At 56.4% G+C, this 20,673-nt stretch carries 15 protein-coding genes; 11 read left to right on the forward strand and 4 right to left on the reverse strand.

All coding sequences use genetic code 11. The annotated features are described in order from the left end of the window. The first annotated feature begins 273 nt into the window (after positions 1 to 273). The 11 genes from ROTMU0001_RS06800 (at position 274) to ROTMU0001_RS06850 (ending at position 16,804) form a co-directional block, all read left to right on the forward strand. Positions 274 to 2,742, forward strand: coding sequence for a fibrinogen-like YCDxxxxGGGW domain-containing protein (locus ROTMU0001_RS06800; protein WP_005508874.1), 2,469 nt, complete (start codon positions 274 to 276; stop codon positions 2,740 to 2,742). A 344-nt stretch (positions 2,743 to 3,086) separates the two neighbouring features. Then, positions 3,087 to 3,947, forward strand: a complete 861-nt coding sequence (locus ROTMU0001_RS06805; protein WP_005508875.1) for a hypothetical protein — start codon at positions 3,087 to 3,089, stop codon at positions 3,945 to 3,947. Between the two features lie 207 nt (positions 3,948 to 4,154). Further along, positions 4,155 to 7,532: a fibrinogen-like YCDxxxxGGGW domain-containing protein gene (locus ROTMU0001_RS06810; protein WP_005508876.1), complete on the forward strand. Its 3,378-nt coding sequence runs from the start codon at positions 4,155 to 4,157 to the stop codon at positions 7,530 to 7,532. 476 nt (positions 7,533 to 8,008) lie between these two features. Then, positions 8,009 to 8,797, forward strand: a complete 789-nt coding sequence (locus ROTMU0001_RS06815; RefSeq protein WP_005508877.1) for a CDP-alcohol phosphatidyltransferase family protein — start codon at positions 8,009 to 8,011, stop codon at positions 8,795 to 8,797. 11 nt (positions 8,798 to 8,808) lie between these two features. Then, positions 8,809 to 9,759 (forward strand): glycosyltransferase family 2 protein, encoded by a 951-nt coding sequence (locus ROTMU0001_RS06820; protein WP_005506972.1) that lies wholly within the window; start codon positions 8,809 to 8,811, stop codon positions 9,757 to 9,759. Positions 9,760 to 9,776: 17 nt separating this feature from the next. After that, positions 9,777 to 11,132 (forward strand): O-antigen ligase family protein, encoded by a 1,356-nt coding sequence (locus ROTMU0001_RS06825; RefSeq protein ID WP_005508878.1) that lies wholly within the window; start codon positions 9,777 to 9,779, stop codon positions 11,130 to 11,132. Then, positions 11,129 to 13,081, forward strand: a complete 1,953-nt coding sequence (locus tag ROTMU0001_RS06830; RefSeq protein ID WP_005508879.1) for a lipopolysaccharide biosynthesis protein — start codon at positions 11,129 to 11,131, stop codon at positions 13,079 to 13,081. Before ROTMU0001_RS06825 ends, ROTMU0001_RS06830 begins: the two co-directional genes overlap by 4 nt. 66 nt (positions 13,082 to 13,147) lie before the next feature. Next, positions 13,148 to 14,380: a Wzz/FepE/Etk N-terminal domain-containing protein gene (locus ROTMU0001_RS06835; protein WP_005508880.1), complete on the forward strand. Its 1,233-nt coding sequence runs from the start codon at positions 13,148 to 13,150 to the stop codon at positions 14,378 to 14,380. A gap of 206 nt (positions 14,381 to 14,586) precedes the next feature. Continuing rightward, the gene (locus ROTMU0001_RS06840) at positions 14,587 to 15,069 is read left to right on the forward strand and encodes a UDP-N-acetylglucosamine--LPS N-acetylglucosamine transferase (protein ID WP_005508881.1); all 483 of its coding nucleotides are present in this window, start codon (positions 14,587 to 14,589) and stop codon (positions 15,067 to 15,069) included. 278 nt (positions 15,070 to 15,347) lie between these two features. Beyond that, positions 15,348 to 16,058, forward strand: coding sequence for a glycosyltransferase (locus tag ROTMU0001_RS06845; RefSeq protein ID WP_005508883.1), 711 nt, complete (start codon positions 15,348 to 15,350; stop codon positions 16,056 to 16,058). A 248-nt stretch (positions 16,059 to 16,306) separates the two neighbouring features. Further along, on the forward strand, positions 16,307 to 16,804 hold the full coding sequence (locus ROTMU0001_RS06850; RefSeq protein WP_005508885.1) for a DUF2505 domain-containing protein: 498 nt from the start codon (positions 16,307 to 16,309) through the stop codon (positions 16,802 to 16,804). Positions 16,805 to 16,973: 169 nt separating this feature from the next. On the opposite strand, the gene ROTMU0001_RS06855 is transcribed toward ROTMU0001_RS06850, so the two are convergent. The 4 genes from ROTMU0001_RS06855 to pth form a co-directional block, all read right to left on the reverse strand. After that, positions 16,974 to 17,471, reverse strand: a complete 498-nt coding sequence (locus ROTMU0001_RS06855) for an FAD synthase family protein (protein ID WP_005508886.1) — start codon at positions 17,469 to 17,471, stop codon at positions 16,974 to 16,976. 530 nt (positions 17,472 to 18,001) lie between these two features. Further along, positions 18,002 to 18,472, reverse strand: a complete 471-nt coding sequence (sufU, locus tag ROTMU0001_RS06860; RefSeq protein ID WP_005508888.1) for a Fe-S cluster assembly sulfur transfer protein SufU — start codon at positions 18,470 to 18,472, stop codon at positions 18,002 to 18,004. Positions 18,473 to 18,537: 65 nt separating this feature from the next. After that, positions 18,538 to 19,836: an aminotransferase class V-fold PLP-dependent enzyme gene (locus tag ROTMU0001_RS06865; RefSeq protein WP_005508889.1), complete on the reverse strand. Its 1,299-nt coding sequence runs from the start codon at positions 19,834 to 19,836 to the stop codon at positions 18,538 to 18,540. A 186-nt stretch (positions 19,837 to 20,022) separates the two neighbouring features. After that, positions 20,023 to 20,610 carry an aminoacyl-tRNA hydrolase gene (pth, locus tag ROTMU0001_RS06870; RefSeq protein WP_005508890.1) on the reverse strand — a complete coding sequence of 196 codons (588 nt, stop codon included), beginning with the start codon at positions 20,608 to 20,610 and terminating at the stop codon, positions 20,023 to 20,025. Between the last annotated feature and the right edge of the window lie 63 nt (positions 20,611 to 20,673).

Below are 20,673 nucleotides of genomic sequence, written 5' to 3' on the forward strand. Positions count from 1 at the left end.
ACGACAGGGGAAGCTTCACAGATTTTTTAGCGTTCTGTTTCTTACGGGTGCGTTGCCGTTGTTGGCTTCGTGCGTGAGGGGCGGGGCGTATTCATTCAATTTCCGATAACTACACTCACTGATTCCGGCAGCAGACTCTCTGTTAGTGCAGTTCATAACGCTTCTTCCCTCCCCGATGCATGGTTACTATGCTGTGCCCTGTGTTGGGTGGGTGTTGCTGTGTGAATTGCATTTTTCTGTTGTGTACCGGTTGAGGTCTCTAGGAGAGACATAATGAATTTTCTTCCGTTCGCGCGTGGAGGGCGTTCGCAGGGCGCTGCTTCGTCCGCTTCTGAGGGCCCTCGAGTAGCTTCTCGTGCTGGTTCCCGCGCTTTGGGTGCTGCGGCTGCTTCTTTTGCGATGGTTGCGGCTTCTTTGGGCCCGATTGCTTCGGGGGCTCAGGCTGCTGATGCTCGCTACTATGACGGTTCGTCGAGTGAGCGCGCAGCAGCAAGCTGTTGGGAAGTTAAGCAGAATAATCCGCGGGGTAAGAGCGGCGCGTACTGGCTGTACACCCCGCAGATGAGCACTCCTGAGCAGTTCTATTGTGATCAGGAAACTGACGGCGGCGGCTGGGTCATGATTGGCCGCGGTCGTGAGAGCTGGACCGAGAACTACAACGGTCGTGGCGATGCTAAGCAGCTTCACCAGAATCCCACTGGTTTTGATGCGGTGCAGTTGCCGGGCCAGACGGTGAACGCGCTGCTGAACGGCACCCATCCGCAGGATTTGCCTGACGGCGTGCGTTTCCATCGCGCCATGAACGTGAATGGTACCGCATGGCAGGATTTTAAGGCTACGCGTGCCGCGAGCACCGAGTGGTCTTGGACCCTTCGCTCAACGATGTACTGGTCGAACATTTCGATTACTCATCCGCGACAGTACCGTGGTTACAACTACTACAGTCAAGAGAAGACGGCGGGCAATATCTTCCGTTACGGCTATTCGGACGATTTCCGTTCCCTGCACTTCGTGGAGAAGCCTTCGCAGGGTTATAAGCTGGGCTTTACCTATGGCTCGCGCGCTAAGATTACGGGTTGGTTCCAGGATTACCTGTTGAATAGGACTTCTTCCTATATCTACCGCCCGGCAAATGATTCGACCACCCCCCTGGTGTTCACTCAGATGTTCTTGCGCCCGAAGGTGACTCAGAACGATTTGGCGGCTAAGGGTCTGCACGCTTACGGCCAGCAGGGTGCTCCGGCAAGTAGCCGCCGTGCACTGCCCAATAGCTACTCTGAGAAGTGGAAGTGGCGTACGAGTACTGACACCGGTACCGGCAAGAAGGGTGAAATGAACACCCAGGTTGAGGCGATTACCGAGGTTGGTGGCGCTGTCTTTACCGGTGGCGATTTCGCGTACGTTGAGTCCGCAAGCGGCGAGAAGGTCGAGCAGGCCTTCCTCGCGGGTTACGAGGTAGGTACCGGCGAGCTACGCCGATCTTTCCGCCCGAAGATTAACGGTCAGGTGAAGTCGGTTGAGGCTCTGCCGAATGGCCTGCTTGCCGTGGGTGGTTCTTTCGACCAGGTGAACGGCGAGTACTATAACGGTTTCGTGCTTCTGGATCCGAAGACCGGTCAGGTGGCTAAGGACTGGGATATCCGTGTGGTCAGCCGTATTGCTTCTGTTCCGGTTCAGATTAAGACCCTGCACGTGCGTGACGGCTACCTGTACATTGGTGGTTCATTCACTCATTTGAAGGGTCAGACCTCCCCGACCTACGCGTACTCGAGGAACCTGGCTCGCATTAAGTTGAGCAATGGTGAGGTGGATTGGAACTGGCGTCCGGTCTTTAACGGCACTGTTAACGGTGTGAACGCTTCCGAGGGTAACAGCCACGTGTACGTGGCCGGCTACTTCACGCAGCTTAACGGTGGTGAGGCATTCCGTATCGCCAACATTACCAATCCCCGCCAGAGCGGCGGCGACTGGACACATGAGCCCTCGTACGTTCCTTCCAGTGCCCAGACCTGGGATTTGAAGAACGAGCGTAAGATGTGGGGTTTCCAGTTCGATGTTCAGGACGCTGGTTCCTCCGTCTGGCTGGGTGGCACCGAACATATGATTAGCCGTTACGAAAAGTCGAGCATGCGCCGCACCTACAGCGCGATTACTCGCGAGGGTGGCGATTTCCAGGATCTGCACCTGAATGGCAATACCATTTACGGCGCGTGCCACTGCGGTGACTTCATCTACCAGGGTGCAACCAAGGTTGATTCGGAGTGGGTGAACGCTACGGACGCCCAGACGATTCGTTTGGTCGCAGCGTTCGATAAGGATACCGGCCAGGTGCTACCGGAGTGGGCTCCGATTATGAACGGCGCCTACGGCTATGGTGTGTGGGAGTCCTTCGTGGATTCGACCGGCACGCTGTGGGTTGGTGGCGATATCCGTAAGTCGCTGGGTGCTAATGGTGTGCAGCCGACTATTGGCTTCGCTCGTTATGCGCCTCGCGATGTGGCGCCTCCGGCTACTCCGAGCAATCTGAAGGTGACGAAGAACGGCTCCAAGGATCAGCTGACTTGGTCGGGTATTTCCGAACGTAATGTGAAGTACCAGATTCTGCGCGATGATCGTCCTATTGCGACGGTTACAGGTACGAGCTATTCGGTAGATCACCGCGATGGCGCCCGTTATTATGTGCGCGCGGTAGATACTGCAGATAACTATTCGGCAAGCACCGAGGCTGTCCAGGCAGCGTAACACCTCATCAGGGCGATATGCACTTTTGTGACAAAGAATTTTAGTGATGTTCGCCCTATTATCCCGGGCTGGTTCATAACCAGCCCGGGACTTTTTTGCACATTGTGAATCTATTTCATTCATTTACATGAAGGTTTTTTCATTCAGAGATATATATTTACCTTCTATCCGACCCGAAATAGAGCATTATTTAGGGCCTATTCTCATCATTTATAAAAACGTTATTTTTGCGAATCCAAGTATTCTCCCAGCTTTGCGTGTTAGCCTTTAGGTGCTTTGTCATCGTGCAAGGTATTATCTTCCGGAAATAGTCAATCTCACTCCAACCACTAAAGAGGCTTCCTATGTCAGCATTCTTCAAGCAGCCCTCCCGGTCCCGCCTTCTGGGCACCCTGGGCACCCTTGCAGTATCTGCTCTGGTTCTGAGCGCTTGCGCTACTGAAAACCCGAGCTCCGACAGCTCTTCTTCGGCTTCTGCATCCGCTAGCGTTTCCGCTTCTGCGCACGCTTCTTCCGCTCAGTCCTCGAGCACCTCTCCCCAGGTTTCCGAGCATGGCACCGCTGAAGCCTCCTCTGAAGCTTCGGGCGACGCATCCCCCAAGGCGGATGCTGAGGCTACTTCTTCTGATGGCCAGAAGCTTGAAGAGATTTACACTGGTTCGGAGGAAATGAAGAAGGCTTCTTCCGTGCCCGTGGACACTGAAGAAGTTAAGAAAACCACCGAGCTGGTCAATTCCTACGAAAACATTCTGACCAAGATTAAGGCGGCTCCTTCTGCTGCGCCTTCCCCGGAACGCACCGCTGATCCAAGTAGCGACGAAGAGGCTGAGCAGCAGAACGTTGAGCAGGCCCGCGCTGTTCTCGATGATGAGACGATTCGTTCCATCGAGGCCGTAGCGGTAGACTCCGCTGCCGCTGAGTTTGCTGTGCAGGCTTCCGAATACGCACTGGCAGGCTGGCACTATGAAGGTTCTTCCACTGTAGTGGGTAACCCCCGTATGGCTGAAACTCAGTACAAGGGTCAGCCCGCACGCATGCTGGAAGTATGCATGGATTCTTCCTCCGTGAAGATCTATGACGAGAATAATCAGCCTGTAAAGGATGACAATTCTCCCAAGCGTTCACTCAATATCTACACCCTCGTTCAGGTCGATGGTCAGTGGAAGATTGCAACCCACGACTTCCCGAACAATCCTGATTGCTAGGGTCTAATTAAAGATGCCGGTTTCCAGCTATGATTCTCTGGAAACCGCGCATTGTCGTCCATCGCGCATTAATGTTGATGCGCACTCGATAACATTTCTTGGCATTCATTTGGAGATATTATGAAAGCCCACCTTGGCATGACGGGCTCAGGCTTTTCTCGTTCTGCTATAACCCGCTCAACTCTTTGCTTGAGCATTGCTACGGCTTTGGCTTTGCCCGTAGCTATCCCCGCTATTACGCCGAGTACCGCTGTCGAACAGACTGCGGAAAAAAGGGACTCTGCTTTCTACAATGGCACGACCTCCGAGCGTGCTGCCGCCAGCTGTTGGGAAGCCAAGCAGGCTAACCCCGAGGCAAAGAGCGGCGCATACTGGCTATACACCCCCGCAATGAGCCAGCCGGCACAGTTCTACTGCGATCAGGAAACTGATGGCGGCGGCTGGCTCAAGATTGGTGAGGGTCGTGACGGCTGGACTGAAAACTACGAGGGTCAGGGCGATACGTCTCAGCTCTACAGCGATGCCGCACCCGCATCGTCCGGTTTGACGCTTGAGCAGGGTAAGGCTCTGAGCTCCCTGCCCGCAGCGAAGACCCCGATTCAGCTTTCGGGTACCACTATTTCTCAGCTACTTAATGGTGTTCGTCCCGATCAGCTACCCGATGGTTACCGTTTCCGCCGTGCCCTGAACACTTCGGGCACCAAGTGGCAGGAGGCGACGGTTGATCGCCGCCAGACCTCCGAGTGGACTTGGGCTCTGCGTTCGAGCGCTGTATGGTCGAACGCGACAGTCACCAACCCTGAGGAGTTCTCTTCTTACAATGAAAATGGCCGCAGGGACTGGCCTAACGGCACGTGGCAGGACCACATTCTGGGCGGTCAGAATAACGGCTTCAAGACGTTGAAGTTTGATGAGATGGCTTCCCAGGATTACCGTATGGGTTTCCGTTACGGTGCGAACGCCCCCATTTCACATGGCGGTTCTGAGCCGGAGATGACCGACGCGCAGAACTCTTACATTTACGGTAAGGACGGTAAGGGTGAAACCTCATTCGGTTATACCCAGATGTTCCTGCGCCCGAAGCTGACCCAGAACGATTTGCATCTGGGCGCTATCCCGGATTCCGGTACTCAGGCGAGCGCTCGTCGTGCCCTGCCCAGTAGCCGTTCGGCGGATTGGCGCTGGCGCACCAGTGCTAAGACCGCCTCCCGTAAAACCACCGAGATGAACACCTATGTTGAGGCCATCACCGAGGTCGATCACGGCAACGGCACCTCCAGCGTGTTTATTGGCGGCGACTTCGAGTACCTTGAGTCCTCTACCGGTGAGCATGTTGCGCAATCTAATATTGCTGCTTTTGACCCGGAAACCGGCGAGTTGCGCCGCGACTTCAAGCTGACTGTTAATGGTCAGGTGAAGGCTGTTGAGGCTCTGCCGAATAACCGTCTAGCGGTTGGTGGCGCCTTTACCCTGGTTAACGGTAAGAAGCATGAGAGCTTCGTCGTTGTTGATGCCACGACTGGTGAAATTGCCCCTGAATGGGCCCAGGTTAGAGTCGAAGATCGTATTCTCACCGAGCCCATGATGGTGAAGACCATCCATCGTCAGGGTGACTACGTATACATTGGTGGCACCTTTACCCACGTTTATGAAAGTGAAAAGGCGGGTGCTGCGTATTCACGCAATATTGCCCGTTTTAAGTTGGGCGAACCTTCTAACGGCGTGCCCGGTATTGTGAGTATAGACCGTAACTGGCGCCAGGTGTTCAACGGTACTGTCAACGGTATTAGCGCCTCCGCTGATAACTCTCACGTTTACGTCGCCGGTTACTTCACCTGGCTCAACGGCGGTCTTGCCTACCGCGTGGCTGATATTACTCAGAACATGCAGAAGGGTAGTCCGTGGGTGTACCAGCACTCTGAGATTCCTACCGGCGCTAATGTCTCTGATCTGCGTAGCGAAACCAAGATTTGGGGTTTCCAGTTCGACGTTCAGGATGCCGGTACCGGCGTCTGGGTGGGTGGTACTGAGCACCTTATTTCTCGTTACGACAAGGCATCCCTGAGCCCCACCTACACTGCAATTACCCGTGATGGTGGAGATTTCCAGGATTTGCATCTGAACGGCAACACCATTTATGGTGCCTGCCACTGTGGTGACTTCCTCTACCAGGATTCGCGTAATAAGCCGTTCCCGGTGAGCGGTTCAAGCGTGATTCATTCGATCAAGCTGGTTGCTGCGTTCGATAAGGACAGCGGTAAGATGCTGCCGGAGTTCTCCCCCGCTATTAAGGGTGACCACGGCTTCGGTATCTGGGAGTCTTTCGTTGATTCTAAGGGCACTCTGTGGGTTGGTGGCGATATCCACCGTTCGCTGGGTGTTCACGGCACTCAGGATACCGTTGGTTTTGCGCGCTTTGAGGCTCGCGATGTGACTCCTCCGGCTACCCCGCAGAACCTGAAGGTAGAGCTGAAGGACGATAAGGACGTTCTGACCTGGGACGCTGTGCAGGATACCGATAGTGTCCGCTACCAGATTCTGCGTGATGACCGAGTCATCGCTAGTACTTCGGGTACGAAGTTCGAGATTGACCACACCGATAACGCACGTTACTTTGTACGCGCTGCGGACAGCTCGGATAACTACTCTGCCTCCACTCCGGTTCAGGTAGCTCCGGTTCGCCCGACTCCTACCCCCACGGAGACCGCGACCGAGACTCCTACCGCTGATCCGACCGCGAGCGCTGACCCGACGGCAAGTGCTGATCCGACCGCTACTGCTGACCCCAGTGCTTCGGCAAGCGCTACCCCGAGTGCAGAAGCAACTACTGAGGCGCCGAAGGCCCAGGATCCGGACCCGAAGCCTGAGGAGCCCAAGCCCGAGGACCCGAAGGAAGAGAATCCTAAGGACGAGGCCGCTAAGGACCAGATTGTTCTGCCCTACGCGTCCGAGTGGAAGTACATGGTCTCCAGTCAGGCTCCTAACCGTAAGTACGGTTGGAAGTACAACTTCCACTTCACCTTGGAAGATATCGCGCAGGAAGCATGGCAGACCGGCAAGACCCCGATTGGTGTCGGCACCGGTAACCTCAACACCTCCGTTCATGTTCCGCTCATGCGTAACCGCCAAAATATCTACGCCTACACCACCATCCAGCTCACTCGTGAGCAGGCGAGCCGCGACCTGGTGCTGACCACCTACGCAGATGACGCTATTGCGGTGGGTGTCAACGGTGAAGAGGTTGGCCGTTCCAACTTCAACATCAGGGGCAAACTGTGGAATAGCGCGGTTGCATCGAGCTCGATTGATACCGCTAAGGCTCAGAAGACTCCGGTGACCTTCACCGTTCCGGCGTCCAAGCTGAAGGTTGGCGAGAACCTCATCGCAGTTGAGGTTCACCCGGGCATTAGTCGACGTAACGTTCGCCCGAATGTAAGCTTCGACCTGCAGGCAACTGCTAAGGCGCCGGTTGCTGAGCAGCCCATGGTCGATAACGCGAACAACGCGGCAGCCGACCGGGGCGAGCGACGCATCGTCAATAACGGAGTCGGAACCCGCGTTCCGATGCAGGCTCGAAGGAACTAATACCTTCTAGACAATCTCAGCTAAATGGGGTTTGATTTTCTGAATGATTCAGGAAATCAAACCCCATTTGCGTGTGCTACCCGTTTTTCTGTGTTTTTTGCATCATTTATTCCTGTTATTTGTGTTTCTGTTATGTGTATCTCAGCACAATGTTCAGATATGAATTCTAAAACCATAATTCACAGGATGAAGGCGTCGATACCCCCGGTTTGTTAGGCTCCTACCCTGCTCGCAGAAACCCGCCAATCTGCACTATAGAGCATTGTCAGCGGCTTTTTGCGACACAATTGTTGACCCTGACCACACGCCCCCTGTCGCACTTTATCTCGTTGTAAAATATCTATATAGTGGTGTATGTGAAAAAGGGACCAACCACCTCTTTTTTCGCGTGCGGGACTTCCGGACTTTCTCGCAGCCGCCCCGAAAGGGAGTAATTCACTCTCCTTCACTCCTCTCACCGATTAAAAGGAATGTGCATGTCCACCTCTGAGGCACCTCACACCCCAAACTCCGCGCCCGCATCGGGATTTTCTGCGAAGTTTTCTCACACCCTGCGCTCTCTTGAAGCAGCGCAGAAGCCTGGCATTGGCGTTCCCGCCTACACCCGCTGGGTCAACCGCCGAGTAGCACGCTACTTCGCTGCGGCAGCTGTCGCACTGGGCATCACCCCCAACGGCGTCACCGCTATTTCCGCCGCATGTTCCGCAGCAGGCCTCGTCGTTCTGATTACGTGCCCGCCCAGCGTTGGTGTAGGTATCTGCGTTGCACTACTCTTCGCCCTCGGTTACGGCCTGGACTCTGCTGACGGTCAGGTTGCTCGCGTGACCGGTGCGTCCTCCCCCGCCGGTGAGTGGCTCGACCATGTGGTCGATTCCATCCGTGTGCCCTCGGTGCACATGGCAACTCTGCTCTCTTTCCTGCTGTACCCGGCACACTATTCCTTCACCGGCTCTAGCACTTTCAACGGCTGGATCATTGCGATGCCCATGATTTTCACCGCTCTGACCGCCGGTCACTTCATGAGCCAGATTCTGGCTGAACAGCTGCGCAACAACCGCAAGACCGCAGCACCGCCCACCGGTGGCCCCCTGCGCTCCTTCATCAACCTGCACATGGACGCTGGCACCCTCTGCTGGATTTACATTTTTGTTGGCTTCGGCCCCGTATTCGTCATCGTCTACGCGCTGCTTCTGCTGGCTAATGCCGCAACCGTCCTGCTGTCCATGCGTCGCAAGTACGTTAGCCTCGCGACCCCCGCTGAGTAAGGAGAATCCCAATGATGCACTTCACCTCTCGCAACCCTGCTGTTTCCGCCGTTATCGCGACCAACGGCAAGCGCCCCGAGCTGCTGCGCGTGGCTGTCCGCTCTATCCTTGAGCAGAGCTACCGCGGTTTCGTTGAAGTTGTTGTCGTCTTTGACCGTGTTGAGCCCGACCGCCTCGAGGATATTGAGGTCGGCGAAAACCGTGCCCTGAAGATTGTCTCCAATACCCGTTCCGGCGGTCTGGCTGGCGGCCGCAATAGCGGCATCATCGCCTCCAGTGGTGAGATGATTGGCTTCTGCGATGATGACGACTACTGGATGCCTTCCAAGCTCACCCAGCAGGTTGCTCTCTGGCGCGAAAACCCCGAAGCAGCCGCTATCTCTTCGGGTATTACCGTGCGTTCCGGCGGTCAGGACATCGTGCGCCTGGCGCCCGAGCGCGCGACCTTCGCTGACTTCCTGCGTTCGCGCATTACCGAAATTCACCCCTCCGCAATGCTGTACTCCCGCGAGGATCTGCTCGGCGTTGACGGTCAGCCCGCCCGCATCGGTCTGGTCGATGAGGAGTTGCCCGCCGCCTACGGTGAAGACTACGACCTGCTGCTACGCGCAACCCGCCACGGCGATGTGCTGAGCGTGCCCGAGCCGCTGATTCTGGTGCTCTGGGACCGTCCTTCCTTCTTCTCTGGCAAGTGGCAGTCCATGGTTGACGGTCTGAGCTACATTCTGCGTAAGTTCCCCGAATTTGAGCAGGACCCCAAGGGCCTGGCACGTATTGCCGGTCAGATTGCGTACGCTCAGGCGTCTTTGGGCAACAACAAGGAGGCGCGCGCGTACGCTCGCTCCGCTCTGCGCCGTGACCCCAAGCAGCTTCGTGCTTGGGCAGCATACGTTGTATCCACCGGCATTATTAAGCCCGCTACGCTTCTTGATCTCGTCCAGAAGACCGGTCGAGGTCTCTAACCAGGTATCGCACAGACATGGTTTCCTCTTCCGTTCTTTCTCATCCGGGTGCTTCGCCTGTTGCGCTGAAGGATTCCGCAGGGTCGGCTAGTACGCCGCCCAGCGGTATTCTGCGTGCCCGCGCGCGCATCCGTCCGATGTCGACAGCGCAGAAGAAGCTCCCCGCATGGCCTCTGCTGGCGTTGCTGTATGGCTTCCCGGCGCTGTGGGCTCTGGGGCTGCTTCAGATTGCGCCGCTGGTACTGGCAGCGATCATGCTTTTTTACCTCATCATTCGAGGTAATGTGCGTGTGCCCGGTTCCCTGTGGGTGTGGGGCGCATTCTGCGTATGGGTTGTTGTTGCGGCACTTGCTCTGACCCGTTCCACCGACATGATTGGTTGGGGTCTGCGCTTTGTGAACATTCTCAGCGCCGGCATTTACGCCCTGTACTACTACAACGCGCGCTCCTCTATTAGCCTCAACAGGTTGTTGGGTGGTCTGGCGACTCTGTGGGTGACCCTCATTGTGCTGGGTTATGGCGGCGTTCTCTTCCCCGAGTTCCGTCTGCGTACCCCGATGAGCTTCATCATGCCTTCTGGTTTCATGCAGAACCCGCTGGTGCGTGACTATATGCTTCCTCCTCTGGCGGAGGTTCAGCGCCCGTGGGGTGCACCTGAGGCGTATATTCGCCCCTCCGCACCGTTCCCCTACGCGAATAGTTGGGGTCTGGCGTACACCCTGCTCACCCCGGTGATGCTGGCGTGCCTGTTGCGTCTGCGTTCCATCTGGCTGCGCGTTGCGTTGCTCATCGGTATGGCTCTTTCTACTGTTCCGGCAATTGCGACTAGTAACCGCGGCATGTTTATTGGTCTGGGTATTAGCGCAGCATATGTTTTGCTGCGTCAGTTCCTGGCAGCTAATTGGCGTGCTGTAGGCATGGGTGTTGCAGCGATTGCGGCTGTCATCGTGGCACTTTTCGCTTCGGGTACTGTGGACAATATTCTGGGCCGTCAGGATTACTCTGACTCGACCGGCGGTCGTGCGGCGCTCTACCGTGCTACCTGGAATGCGACCTTGGAGTCCCCGATTATCGGTTATGGCACTCCGCGCATGGAACCGAGCATTGGTGTGTCGATGGGTACCCAGGGTTACCTGTGGACTTTGATGTTCTGCTTCGGTTTCGTAGGTCTGGCACTATTCGCACTCTTCATGGTGTGCACTGTGGCAAGCGGCGCACGAGTGAAGACCGCCTCCGGGTACTGGTTGCATAGTGTGCCGGTGGCGTGCTGCGTTGTCTTTATTTTCTACAGCTTCGATATTGCTCAGCTGACGATTCTGATGCTCGCTTCGATGGCGTGCATGCGTTCCATTCGGGATGGTGAGGGGCTATGACGAAGGATCAGTCCCCTCGTGGTTTAGATACCGCTTCGGTTTCGTCTTTTGATGATGCGTATTCGATGGGTGGTCATCCTAGCCGTCGTGCGCGTCTGCGTGAGAGCGGCGAGTATGTGGATCCGGTAGTGGAACAGTCTGATTCTCAGGCAGAGTCTTCTGCTGATGAGTTTGCTCCCACGGTGGATGACATCCGTTCCGGTCGTTTTCCTGCGACCACGGCGCTGTCGATTGTGCCTCCCGCTCAGGGCTTTGCTCCTGAGAAGTCGCTCTCCGATTCTTTGGAAGCGAGTTCTTCGGGTACTTCGACTGCTGGTTCTTCGGAGGCAAGCTCTGCCACTGTGGTGGGCGCTCATCTGCCCGGTTCTCGCAGGACGGCATCAGCTACTGTTGAGTCTGCCGATTCGAAGGCACAGACCGATAGCGCCTCAGCGAAGGATGCTCCAGCGAAGAAGGCTCCTACGAAGGGTAAGCAGCCCAGCCTCGCGAAGAGCGGTTCTCTCGCTTCTCTGTGCGTGATGTACGGTGCCGGTATCGCGTTCGTGACCACGATGGTGGTGTCGAATGGTATTGGTGCTGAGGGTTCGGGCGAGTTTTTCCGTCTGATGGCGTTGTTCGCGATTGCGATTTCGCTGGTGACCTTCGGCGCGGATACGGGTCTAGTTCGTACGATGAGCGCTCAGCGTGCGCTGGGTCGTTACGGCGTGTTGCCGCAGCTGATTCAGTACGGTCTGATTCCTTCGCTGGTGACTTCGGTGCTTCTGGTGGCGGGTGTGTACATCTACACCGAGGTTGTGCCGATGGCTCCTGAATATCAGTCGGCTATGCGCGTCAGTTCGGCTTTCGTTCTGGTTGCGGCGCTGATGACGGTGTTCTTCGGTGCTCTGCGTGGCCTGCACCGTGTGGTGACTTTTACGGTTCTGCAGAATGTTCTGCTTCCTACTCTGCGTTTTGCGGCTGTGGGTTTGGTGGTTCTGTTCTCGGGTCAGCTCATGGAGCTGGTGTACGCCTGGACTATTCCGGTGGCAATTACTGCGGTGGTTGCTCTGTGGCTTTTGGAGCGGGCGTTCCCCAACGAGGAGCATGTGGAGGTTCTTCCTTCTGAGGATTCTCCGACTGAGACGTTCCGTTCGTTCTGGGGTTTCAGCTCTGCACGCGGTGTCGCTACCGTTGTGGAGACGATCCTGGAGTGGATTGACGTGCTGGTCGTGACGGCGTTCTTGGGCGCCGCTGCCGGTGGTATCTATGGTGCTGTGAACCGTTGTGTTCGTGTGGGCACCATGATTGAGCACACTGGTCGTGTGGTGACTGGCCCGTCGATTAGTGCGGCGTTGGCGACCCGTCAGCTGGACCGTGCTCGAGAGATTTTCTTATCGACCACTCGTGTATTGACTGCTCTGTCGTGGCCGTTCTACCTCTCCCTGGCGTTCTTTGGTCCCGTGCTGTTGCATTTCTTCGGTAAGGGCTTTGAGGCTGGCGCCGGTATCCTCTGGGTGATTTGCCCGGCGGCGATGCTGTCGATGAGTGCCGGTGGCGTGCAGTCTGTTCTGCTGATGAGCGGTAAGAGCCGCTGGCAGCTGTTGAACAAGCTCTCCTCGCTGGTGGTGGCTGTGACTTTGAACTTCACGCTGGTTCCGGTTTGGGGCCTGTACGGTGCAGTGACGGCGTGGGCATCGGCTCTGCTGATTGATACCTTCCTGGCGAGCTACCAGGTATTCCGTTTGGTGGGTATTCGCGCTTCGGTCCGTGAGATGGCTCCTTCGCTCTTCTTGGGCGCAGCTGTTCCGACGGCGTGTGCTCTAGCGTCTTTGGCCGTTTTGGGTCAGAGCGTGCTGGGTGTCATCGTGTACGTGGTGCTGCTGGTGCCGGTGTACGGTGCGGTGCTGTTCCGCTTCCGCAAGGCACTCGGCATTGAGCGTTTCCTTTCCGCCCGCCGAGCGAAGTCTTAGCCTTCCGCTTCTTCTACGTTTTTCTCCGATATTTAGTGTCCGTTTCTCTTCCTCAAGGATGTCCACATGGATAACACCTCTCATACCTCCTCGGTTACCCTTGGCAGCCAGGTACGTCGCATTTTCCGACACCGTCTGCTGATTCTGCTGTCGGTCGTGATTTTTGCTGTGGCGGGTGCCGCCTACGGCTACATGACCAATAGCAAGTACACTTCTAAGGCTTCGCTGGTTGTTTACCCGCTGGTGGTTGATCCCGCCGGTACCGGTAGCGCTAACTCCGCGAAGGTGGATATTGCGACCGAGTCTCGCGTTGCTTCCTCTCGCGAGGTTGCGCAGAACGCGGCTAAGGCTCTGATTGCTAATGGCGATACCCTCTCTGAGGCTCAGCTGACCAGCCGCCTCATGAGCTCCGTCAAGGTGACTGGCACCTCTCAGACTGCGGTTCTGGATATTGAGGTAACCCGCCCCAACGGCACGGAGGCTGCACGTTACGCTAACGCTATGGCAAACGCGTACCTGCAGGTTCGTTCCGAGTCTCTGAAGAGCAGCGTTGATTCCGCTCTGCACCAGATTGATGAGCAGATTTCTGGCCTCGAGGGTGATAACAACCGTGCGGCTCTGCTCTCTCAGTTGCAGGATCGTCGTGCTCAGATTCAGCTGACTTCTACTACCGGTGGCCGCGTGATGAGCGAGGCTCAGGTTCCTTCTTCTTCCTCGGCTCTTGGCCCGGTGAAGATGGGTATTGTTGGTGCTGTTGCAGGTCTGCTGATTGGTGCCGTACTGGCTTACGGTCGTGACCGTACCATGCGTCACGTTGGTTACGCTGATCGTCTGGAAGATGCTGGCATCCCCGTTCACGAGCTGGGTTCCACCTCTGAGGCGAATGACGCGTTCATGCTGCTGCGCACCATGGGTGCTCCCGACGGCGATGTGAAGAGCGCTGGTGCTTCCGGCGTTGTCATTCTGCCCGGTACTGACCGCGGTGTTGAGCACCTGTACCAGATGCTGCAGCGTGTTCTGCCTACCGAGTACGCACGTTTCACCGATTACGCTTCGGTTCGTGACGCTCTGACCCGCCACACCCCCGAGTCGCTGGTTGAGAAGAGCGAGACTCCTCTGGTGATTAGCCTGAGCACCGCTACTCCCCTGTCGACCCAGCTGCGTTTTGTTCAGGCTGGCGGCGTGGCTCTGGTTCCGGTGACTGCGGCTACTTCTCTGCAGCAGGTTCGTGAGCTTTTCGCTCAGCTGGATCAGCTTGAGGGCGTGAACGCTCTGGCTGTGTTCCTGGATCGCGAGTAATCAGACCGCGAGTACTCGGGGTTCTGTTGATGGATGCCTCGCCTCTGTGCGGGTTCGTCCTTCGTCCTTGAGCTTAGGGTGCGGTGGTACCTGCTGAGGTGGATCTATTGTGATAGGTCTGTTGATGCCGGTTCCGCCGGGCCCGTCAGCTCACCCTTATCTTCTCTTCTTATTTTTCTCTTGTATTGGGGCTTTAGGAGAACACTATGACTGAGTCAACTTCCTCTCAGGCACCGAAGAAGAAGCTTCTGCTGGTTTCTAGCAGTGGCGGACACTTGAAGCATCTGACAGCTACTTCTGCTGCGTGGCAGGATTATGACCGCGTGTGGGTTAGCTTTAAGCAGCCCGATGTTGAATCTTCTCTCGCTGATGAGAAGACCTATTGGGCGTATTACCCGACCACCCGAAATATTAAGAACGCTATTCGTAATCTGTTCTTGGCATTTCGTATTTTCCCGAAGGAATGTCCGGATGCGGTTGTTTCTGCGGGTGCAGGTGTTGCTGTTCCTTTCTTTGTTGCAGCTAAACTTTTTGGCGTAAAGACTCTTTATATTGAGTGTTTTGACCGCCCGACTCTGCCGACGATGACCGGCAAGATGTTGTACACCTTTGCTGATCGAATTATTGTTCAGAGCGAGGAACAGCAGAAGAATTTCCCTGATTCTCGTGTGATTCATCCCATTTTCTAAGAGTGATGAATTTATCCTGAAAATAGCGTCCTCGCGTGTGCTGAGGGCGTTATTTTCAGGGTATAGTATTTATTAATACATACAGATACGCATAAGTCGTGCGCTCCACTGTGGACTCACCATCCAAGCGAACTAACCACTCGCCAGAGAAGCGTATGCGGAGATTACTCACCATTTTCTCCGGCACGACGCCGCCGCGTATACCAATGATGCCCTCCGGATTTTTTGCGTCAGGTATACGGGGTTACTACCGATAAATACATAGAGAGGAATAGGCGATGTCTATTCAGAACTTCCCCCACGTCAGCGTTGATACTTCCAAGTTCGACCTGCCCGTATTTACCCCTGCCGTCGCGCCCGTTCGTATTCCTACCAAGACTTACGATTTGGTGGTGTCCCTCGGCACCGACGTTCACACTTTTGATCGTCTTCTGCGTTGGGTTGAGGCTTATCTTGAAGCTCACCCCGAGGTCACCTGCCTCGTGCAGCATGGTCACACTGCGCCCATTAAGCACGCAGACAACCTCAAGCTTCTTCCCGCCTCCGAACTGCTGGACTACTACGCAACCGCGCGCGTAGTGCTGGTTCAGGGCGGCCCCGGCTCCATCCAGGATGCACGCCGCACCGGCGCTCTGCCCCTGGCTGTTCCGCGCCGCGCAGAGTTCGACGAGGTCGTTGACAACCACCAGGTCCCCTTCACCACTCTGATGGAGAAGCGCGGCCACGCTGTTGTTGTTGAGAGCCGCGAAGACCTCTTCGCTAAGCTGGATCTTGCTCTGGCGAACCCCTCCCTGTTCCGCACCGCTGAGCCGTACGTATCCACCCCGGAGATTTCTGCCGCACAGCTGAGCGAGGAACTGCAGGATCTGCTCGCTGGCAAGACCCACCGTAAGGATTCCTTCTGGGGTCGCCTGAAGCAGGCTGCTCGCGCACACCGTGCGGGTAAGGCTGAGATGGCTCGCATCGACGCGATGGCTCCCAGCGCCTAAAAAGCTTTAGCTTTCTAAATCCCGCATCCTTAGTGATGCGATGTGGGAGCCGCCCGAAGGTGTTTCCCTCATTTTTAGACCGGCATGCGAATCCTCCAACCACCCTGTGAGAGGTTGTGGATGTTTTCCCTTGTTCACGGCATATTCTCAGGTGGATTCGCGTCTTTACATTGGTTGCGAAACCCCGCGCACCGTATCCTTAGAAGGGATAATGCGCGGGGTTTTCGCGCACTACGAAAGGAACAATTATGGCAGTTCAGGAATCGACCGTTATCAACGCAAACGTTGAGCAGGTTATCGAGGCATTCTCCAGCGAGGACTTCGCACGCTTCGTCTGCTCCGAGGTTGGCGTTGAATTCGGCAGCTTCTCCGTTTCCGGTGACACCTCCGCAGAGTTCACCGCAACCACCGAACGTACCGTGCCCGCTGAGCGCGTGCCGGACATCGCTCGTAAGTTCGTCGGCAACGGCGTAGCTATGACCCAGGTGGACACCGTAAGTGCACCGGCTGCTGACGGCTCCCGCACCGTCTCTACCGAGGTGAAGGTTAACGGCGTGCCCGTGTCCGCTCAGGCTACCCAGCACCTGATTCCCGAGGGTGACAAGACCCGTCTGGACGTCAACGGCGAGGTTTCCTGCTCCATCCCGCTGGTGGGCAAGAAGATTGCAGCCGCTGCTGAGCCGCAGGTTGGCCGCGTGCTGAAGGTTCTGGGCACCTCCGCTGAGAAGTGGCTGGCACAGCGCTAAAGCCTATTTAGACGCTCACCTTTGAGGTGTAGCTGATATACGGCTAGATACGCCAAGATACAGAGGATCCCCGTCGTAAGTAATTACGGCGGGGATCCTCTGTTCTTTATGGGTCTCTACGAGCTCTAGAGCCCTGATAAGGACGTATGAGCATTAGGAGGCGACAGTGTTAGGAAGCGACAATCGCCTCGGAGTACTCACGCTCACCGAGCAGTTCGGCGAAGCGGCGCATCTCTACGCGCAGGTCGTGCTCTGCTTCGAGCAGGTCAACGACCTTGCGCAGCTTGGTGCTGGAGGTGTGCTCGGTGTAGGGGAAGTAGTGTACTTCCACGCCAACCTCTGCGAAGCGTGCTTCCAGGGCGTTACCCTTGTCAGTGCCCTTCCAGTCGTCGCCTTTGAAGAAGACATTGAAGGGCTTCTGCTTCCAGGTTTCGAGCTTATCGGGGGTGGTTTCGACGTGCACTTCGTCCACGTAGTCGATGTGGCTGACGATGGCGGCACGCTCTTCGATGGGGATGACGGGGCGGCGGCCCTTGGTCACTTCCAGAACGTCATCGTGCACGACGCCTGCAATGAGGTAGTCGCAGTTTTCCTTAGCCTTGCGGAGAATCTCGAGGTGGCCGTAGTGGAAAAGGTCGTAGGCGCCTGCGGCGTAGCCAATAATCATGGGGCTTCCTTGTGGTTGGTAGCGGCGATGGGTATTCCGGTGTGGTTGAGGTACCAGAGGGGTGAGAAACATATCCGCGGTCTGGGGTGAGAGCCTAAGAATAAGTGAAGAATGTGCAATATTGAGAAAATATTTTCTTATTATTGCCCTATTTCTTCTCGCTGTCATCTCAGAGTGTGCGGGTCCGAAAAGAGTTTCTCGAGGGTGCTGGTTGGGCGCCCTTCGTCCTTTTATTTTACCAGTCACCTTTTTGGAGGAAAAAGAGAAAGATATAAAAATGAGGCGGATACAGTGTAGTATCCGCCTCATATTTTCTATACGTCGCTTGAAATCAAAGAAAGCTTATATAGATAAACAATTAACCGCTAGATTTTAGCGAAGAGTTTTAGCCAGTATTTTCTGCACGCTTTGACCGCATATGCTTACGTTCTTGTGCAATATTTTAGGCTCAGTAGCCATTCGATATTTTCGATTGGCGTTCAAATACTAGCTACTCCCCCACCGGTTCAGCTTACCTTCTCAGCAAAGAATTAGTTCTCCGCAGCTGCTTCCTTAGTAGCTTCCTCAACGGCAACCCAGGAGAGCATCGCGCACTTCACGCGCGCCATGAACTTCGAAACACCGGAGAATGCAGCCATATCGCCGTACTCTTCTTCGTCCAGGGTCACCTTACCGCGCGAGCGCAACATCTCGCGGAACGCATCCACGTGGCGCTGAAGCTCGGAGGTGGTCATGCCAGGAGCCATTTCAGAGAGCACAGAAGCGGCAGCCATGGAGATAGAGCAACCGTCGCCTTCCCAAGAGATCGACTCGATGGTCTTCTCGCCATCCTTCAGCTCATTAGAGAGCACCACACGCAGGTTGATTTCGTCACCGCAGGTGGGGTTGTACTGGTGGTTATCGGCACTTGCGTGACCGGCGGGTACCTCTACGAGGTGCTCGCCGCTACGCTGCTTAGAATGCTCCAGAATAATTTCCTGGTACAGGGATTCAAGAGACACGGTGTTCTTCTTCCGTCAGTTGGTATGTCTGAAAATTCGGGGCGTTAGCGTCTAACGCGTCTGCTTTAGAGGCCGAAGTAGGGGCGTACTTCGGCGAGTGCCTTCAGGAAAGCATCCACATCTTCGGTGGTGTTGTAGATGTAGGTGGAGGCGCGGGTCGAGGCAGTCACGCCGGCGCAGCGGTGTAGCGGCTGGGCGCAGTGGTGACCCACGCGCACGGCGATGCCCTGAGTGTCGAGTAGCTGACCCACATCGTGCGGGTGTACACCCTCGATGGCGAGGGCGACCAGGCCGGCACGCTTGGTGGGATCGGTGGGGCCAAGCAGTCGCACGCCTTCAATCTTCTGAACGCCCTCAACGAGGCGAGCGCCCAGCTCGTGTTCCCACGCCTCAACGTTCTCCATGCCCAAGTGCTGCAGGTAGTGCACAGCAGCAGCGAAAGCGACCGCCTGCGAGACACGCTGGGTGCCGGCCTCAAACTTGATGGGGGCGGGCATGTACTCGGCGTCCTGCAGACCCACACGGGTAATCATGGAGCCGCCGGTCAGGAAGGGCGGCAGGGCGTTCAGCAGCTCTGCACGGCCGTAGAGGGCGCCAATGCCGGTGGGTGCCAGCATCTTGTGGCCGGAGAACGCCGCAAAGTCGACGTCCAGGGCGTGGAAGTCTACGGGCATGTGCGGCACGGACTGGCAGGCATCCAGTACAACGATTGCGCCGTGCTTACGAGCCATAGCAACCATGCGGGGCACATCAGTAATTGCGCCGGTCACGTTCGAGACGTGGGTGAACGCCACGATGCGGGTCTTCTCGTTGATGATGCCCTCGGCTGCCTCGTAGTCGAGCTGACCGTCCTCGGTGGAGGGGATGTGGCGCAGGGTTGCGCCGGTTCGCTGAGCAAGAATCTGCCAGGGAATGAGGTTCGCGTGGTGCTCAATCTCGGTGGTGACAATTTCGTCGCCAGGGCCCAGTGCGAAACGCTCAGCAGCCGGACCGCCGATACCCTGAGAGGCGTTGCCAATGGAGTAGGCGACCAGGTTCAGCGCCTCGGTTGCATTAGAGGTCCACACGAGCTCTTCATCAGTGGCGCCAACGAAGTTCGCAACGGTGATGCGCGCATCCTCGAACAGGTCGGTTGCCTCAACCGCGAGGGTGTGTGCGCCACGGTGTACAGCAGAGTTAGCGTGCAGGTAGAAGTTACGTTCAGCGTCGAGCACCTGAAGCGGTTTCTGACTGGTCGCCCCCGAATCCAGGTAGACCAAGGGGTGCCCGTTGACCTCAGTGTTGAGGATCGGGAAATCCTGGCGAAGCTGGCGTACGAGGTCGTCGCTCAGCGGGGTGTTGGCGGGGGTGGAGTATTCAGCCACGGGTACCTTCTTCTCTCGCTCATACGCTCCACGGGTCGGGTATTTTCCCGTCGTGGAGCGTATAACGTCATTCTTTTCTAGCTTATTCCCTCACCGGGCTCTTGCATAGTTAGGTAGAGCCTAGTTCACGCATCGACCCACACCATGCATTGCCCAGTTCAGCGCATGCCCAGTGCGGTCTTATGCTTAGGAGCCTGCGCCGTGGTAGCGCTGCTGGGTTGCCAGCAGGCCTTCCTTCACGAGCATCATGGTTGCGTCTGCAGCGTTCGAGATGAGGAAGGGCAGGTCCTTCGCTTCGGTGCTGCTGAAGGGCTTGAGCACGAAGTCTGCGGTGTCCATGCGTCCGGGAGGTCGACCGATGCCGGTGCGCACACGGTAGTAGTCTTTGGTGCCCAGTGCCTTGGTGATATCGCGCAGACCGTTATGGCCGCCTTCTCCCCCACCAATCTTGAGTTTAATGGTGTCGAAGGGGATATCGAGTTCATCGTGCACAACGATGATGTGGTCGGGGTCAATACCGTAGAACTTGGCGATGGCGCTGACCGGGCCGCCTGAGGTGTTCATGTAGCCGAGGGACTTCATGAGAACGGCCTTGGGGCCGCCGAAGCCGAGGCGCCCCTCCACCACAACCGCGGAGGCCTTGGAATGCTTCTTGAAGCTGCCGCCCACTTCCTTGGCGAGTTCGTCCAGAACCATCTGGCCAATATTGTGGCGGGTTTTAGCGTAGTTGGGGCCGGGGTTTCCTAGACCCACGATGAGCCACGTATCAGACATCTCTTCGTGTACCTTTCTGAGTTCAAAGGGACTGCCCCTGCGCCTGCAGGGTATGCAAACGGC

Source organism: Rothia mucilaginosa ATCC 25296 (assembly GCF_000175615.1).
Lineage (GTDB): Bacteria > Actinomycetota > Actinomycetes > Actinomycetales > Micrococcaceae > Rothia > Rothia mucilaginosa.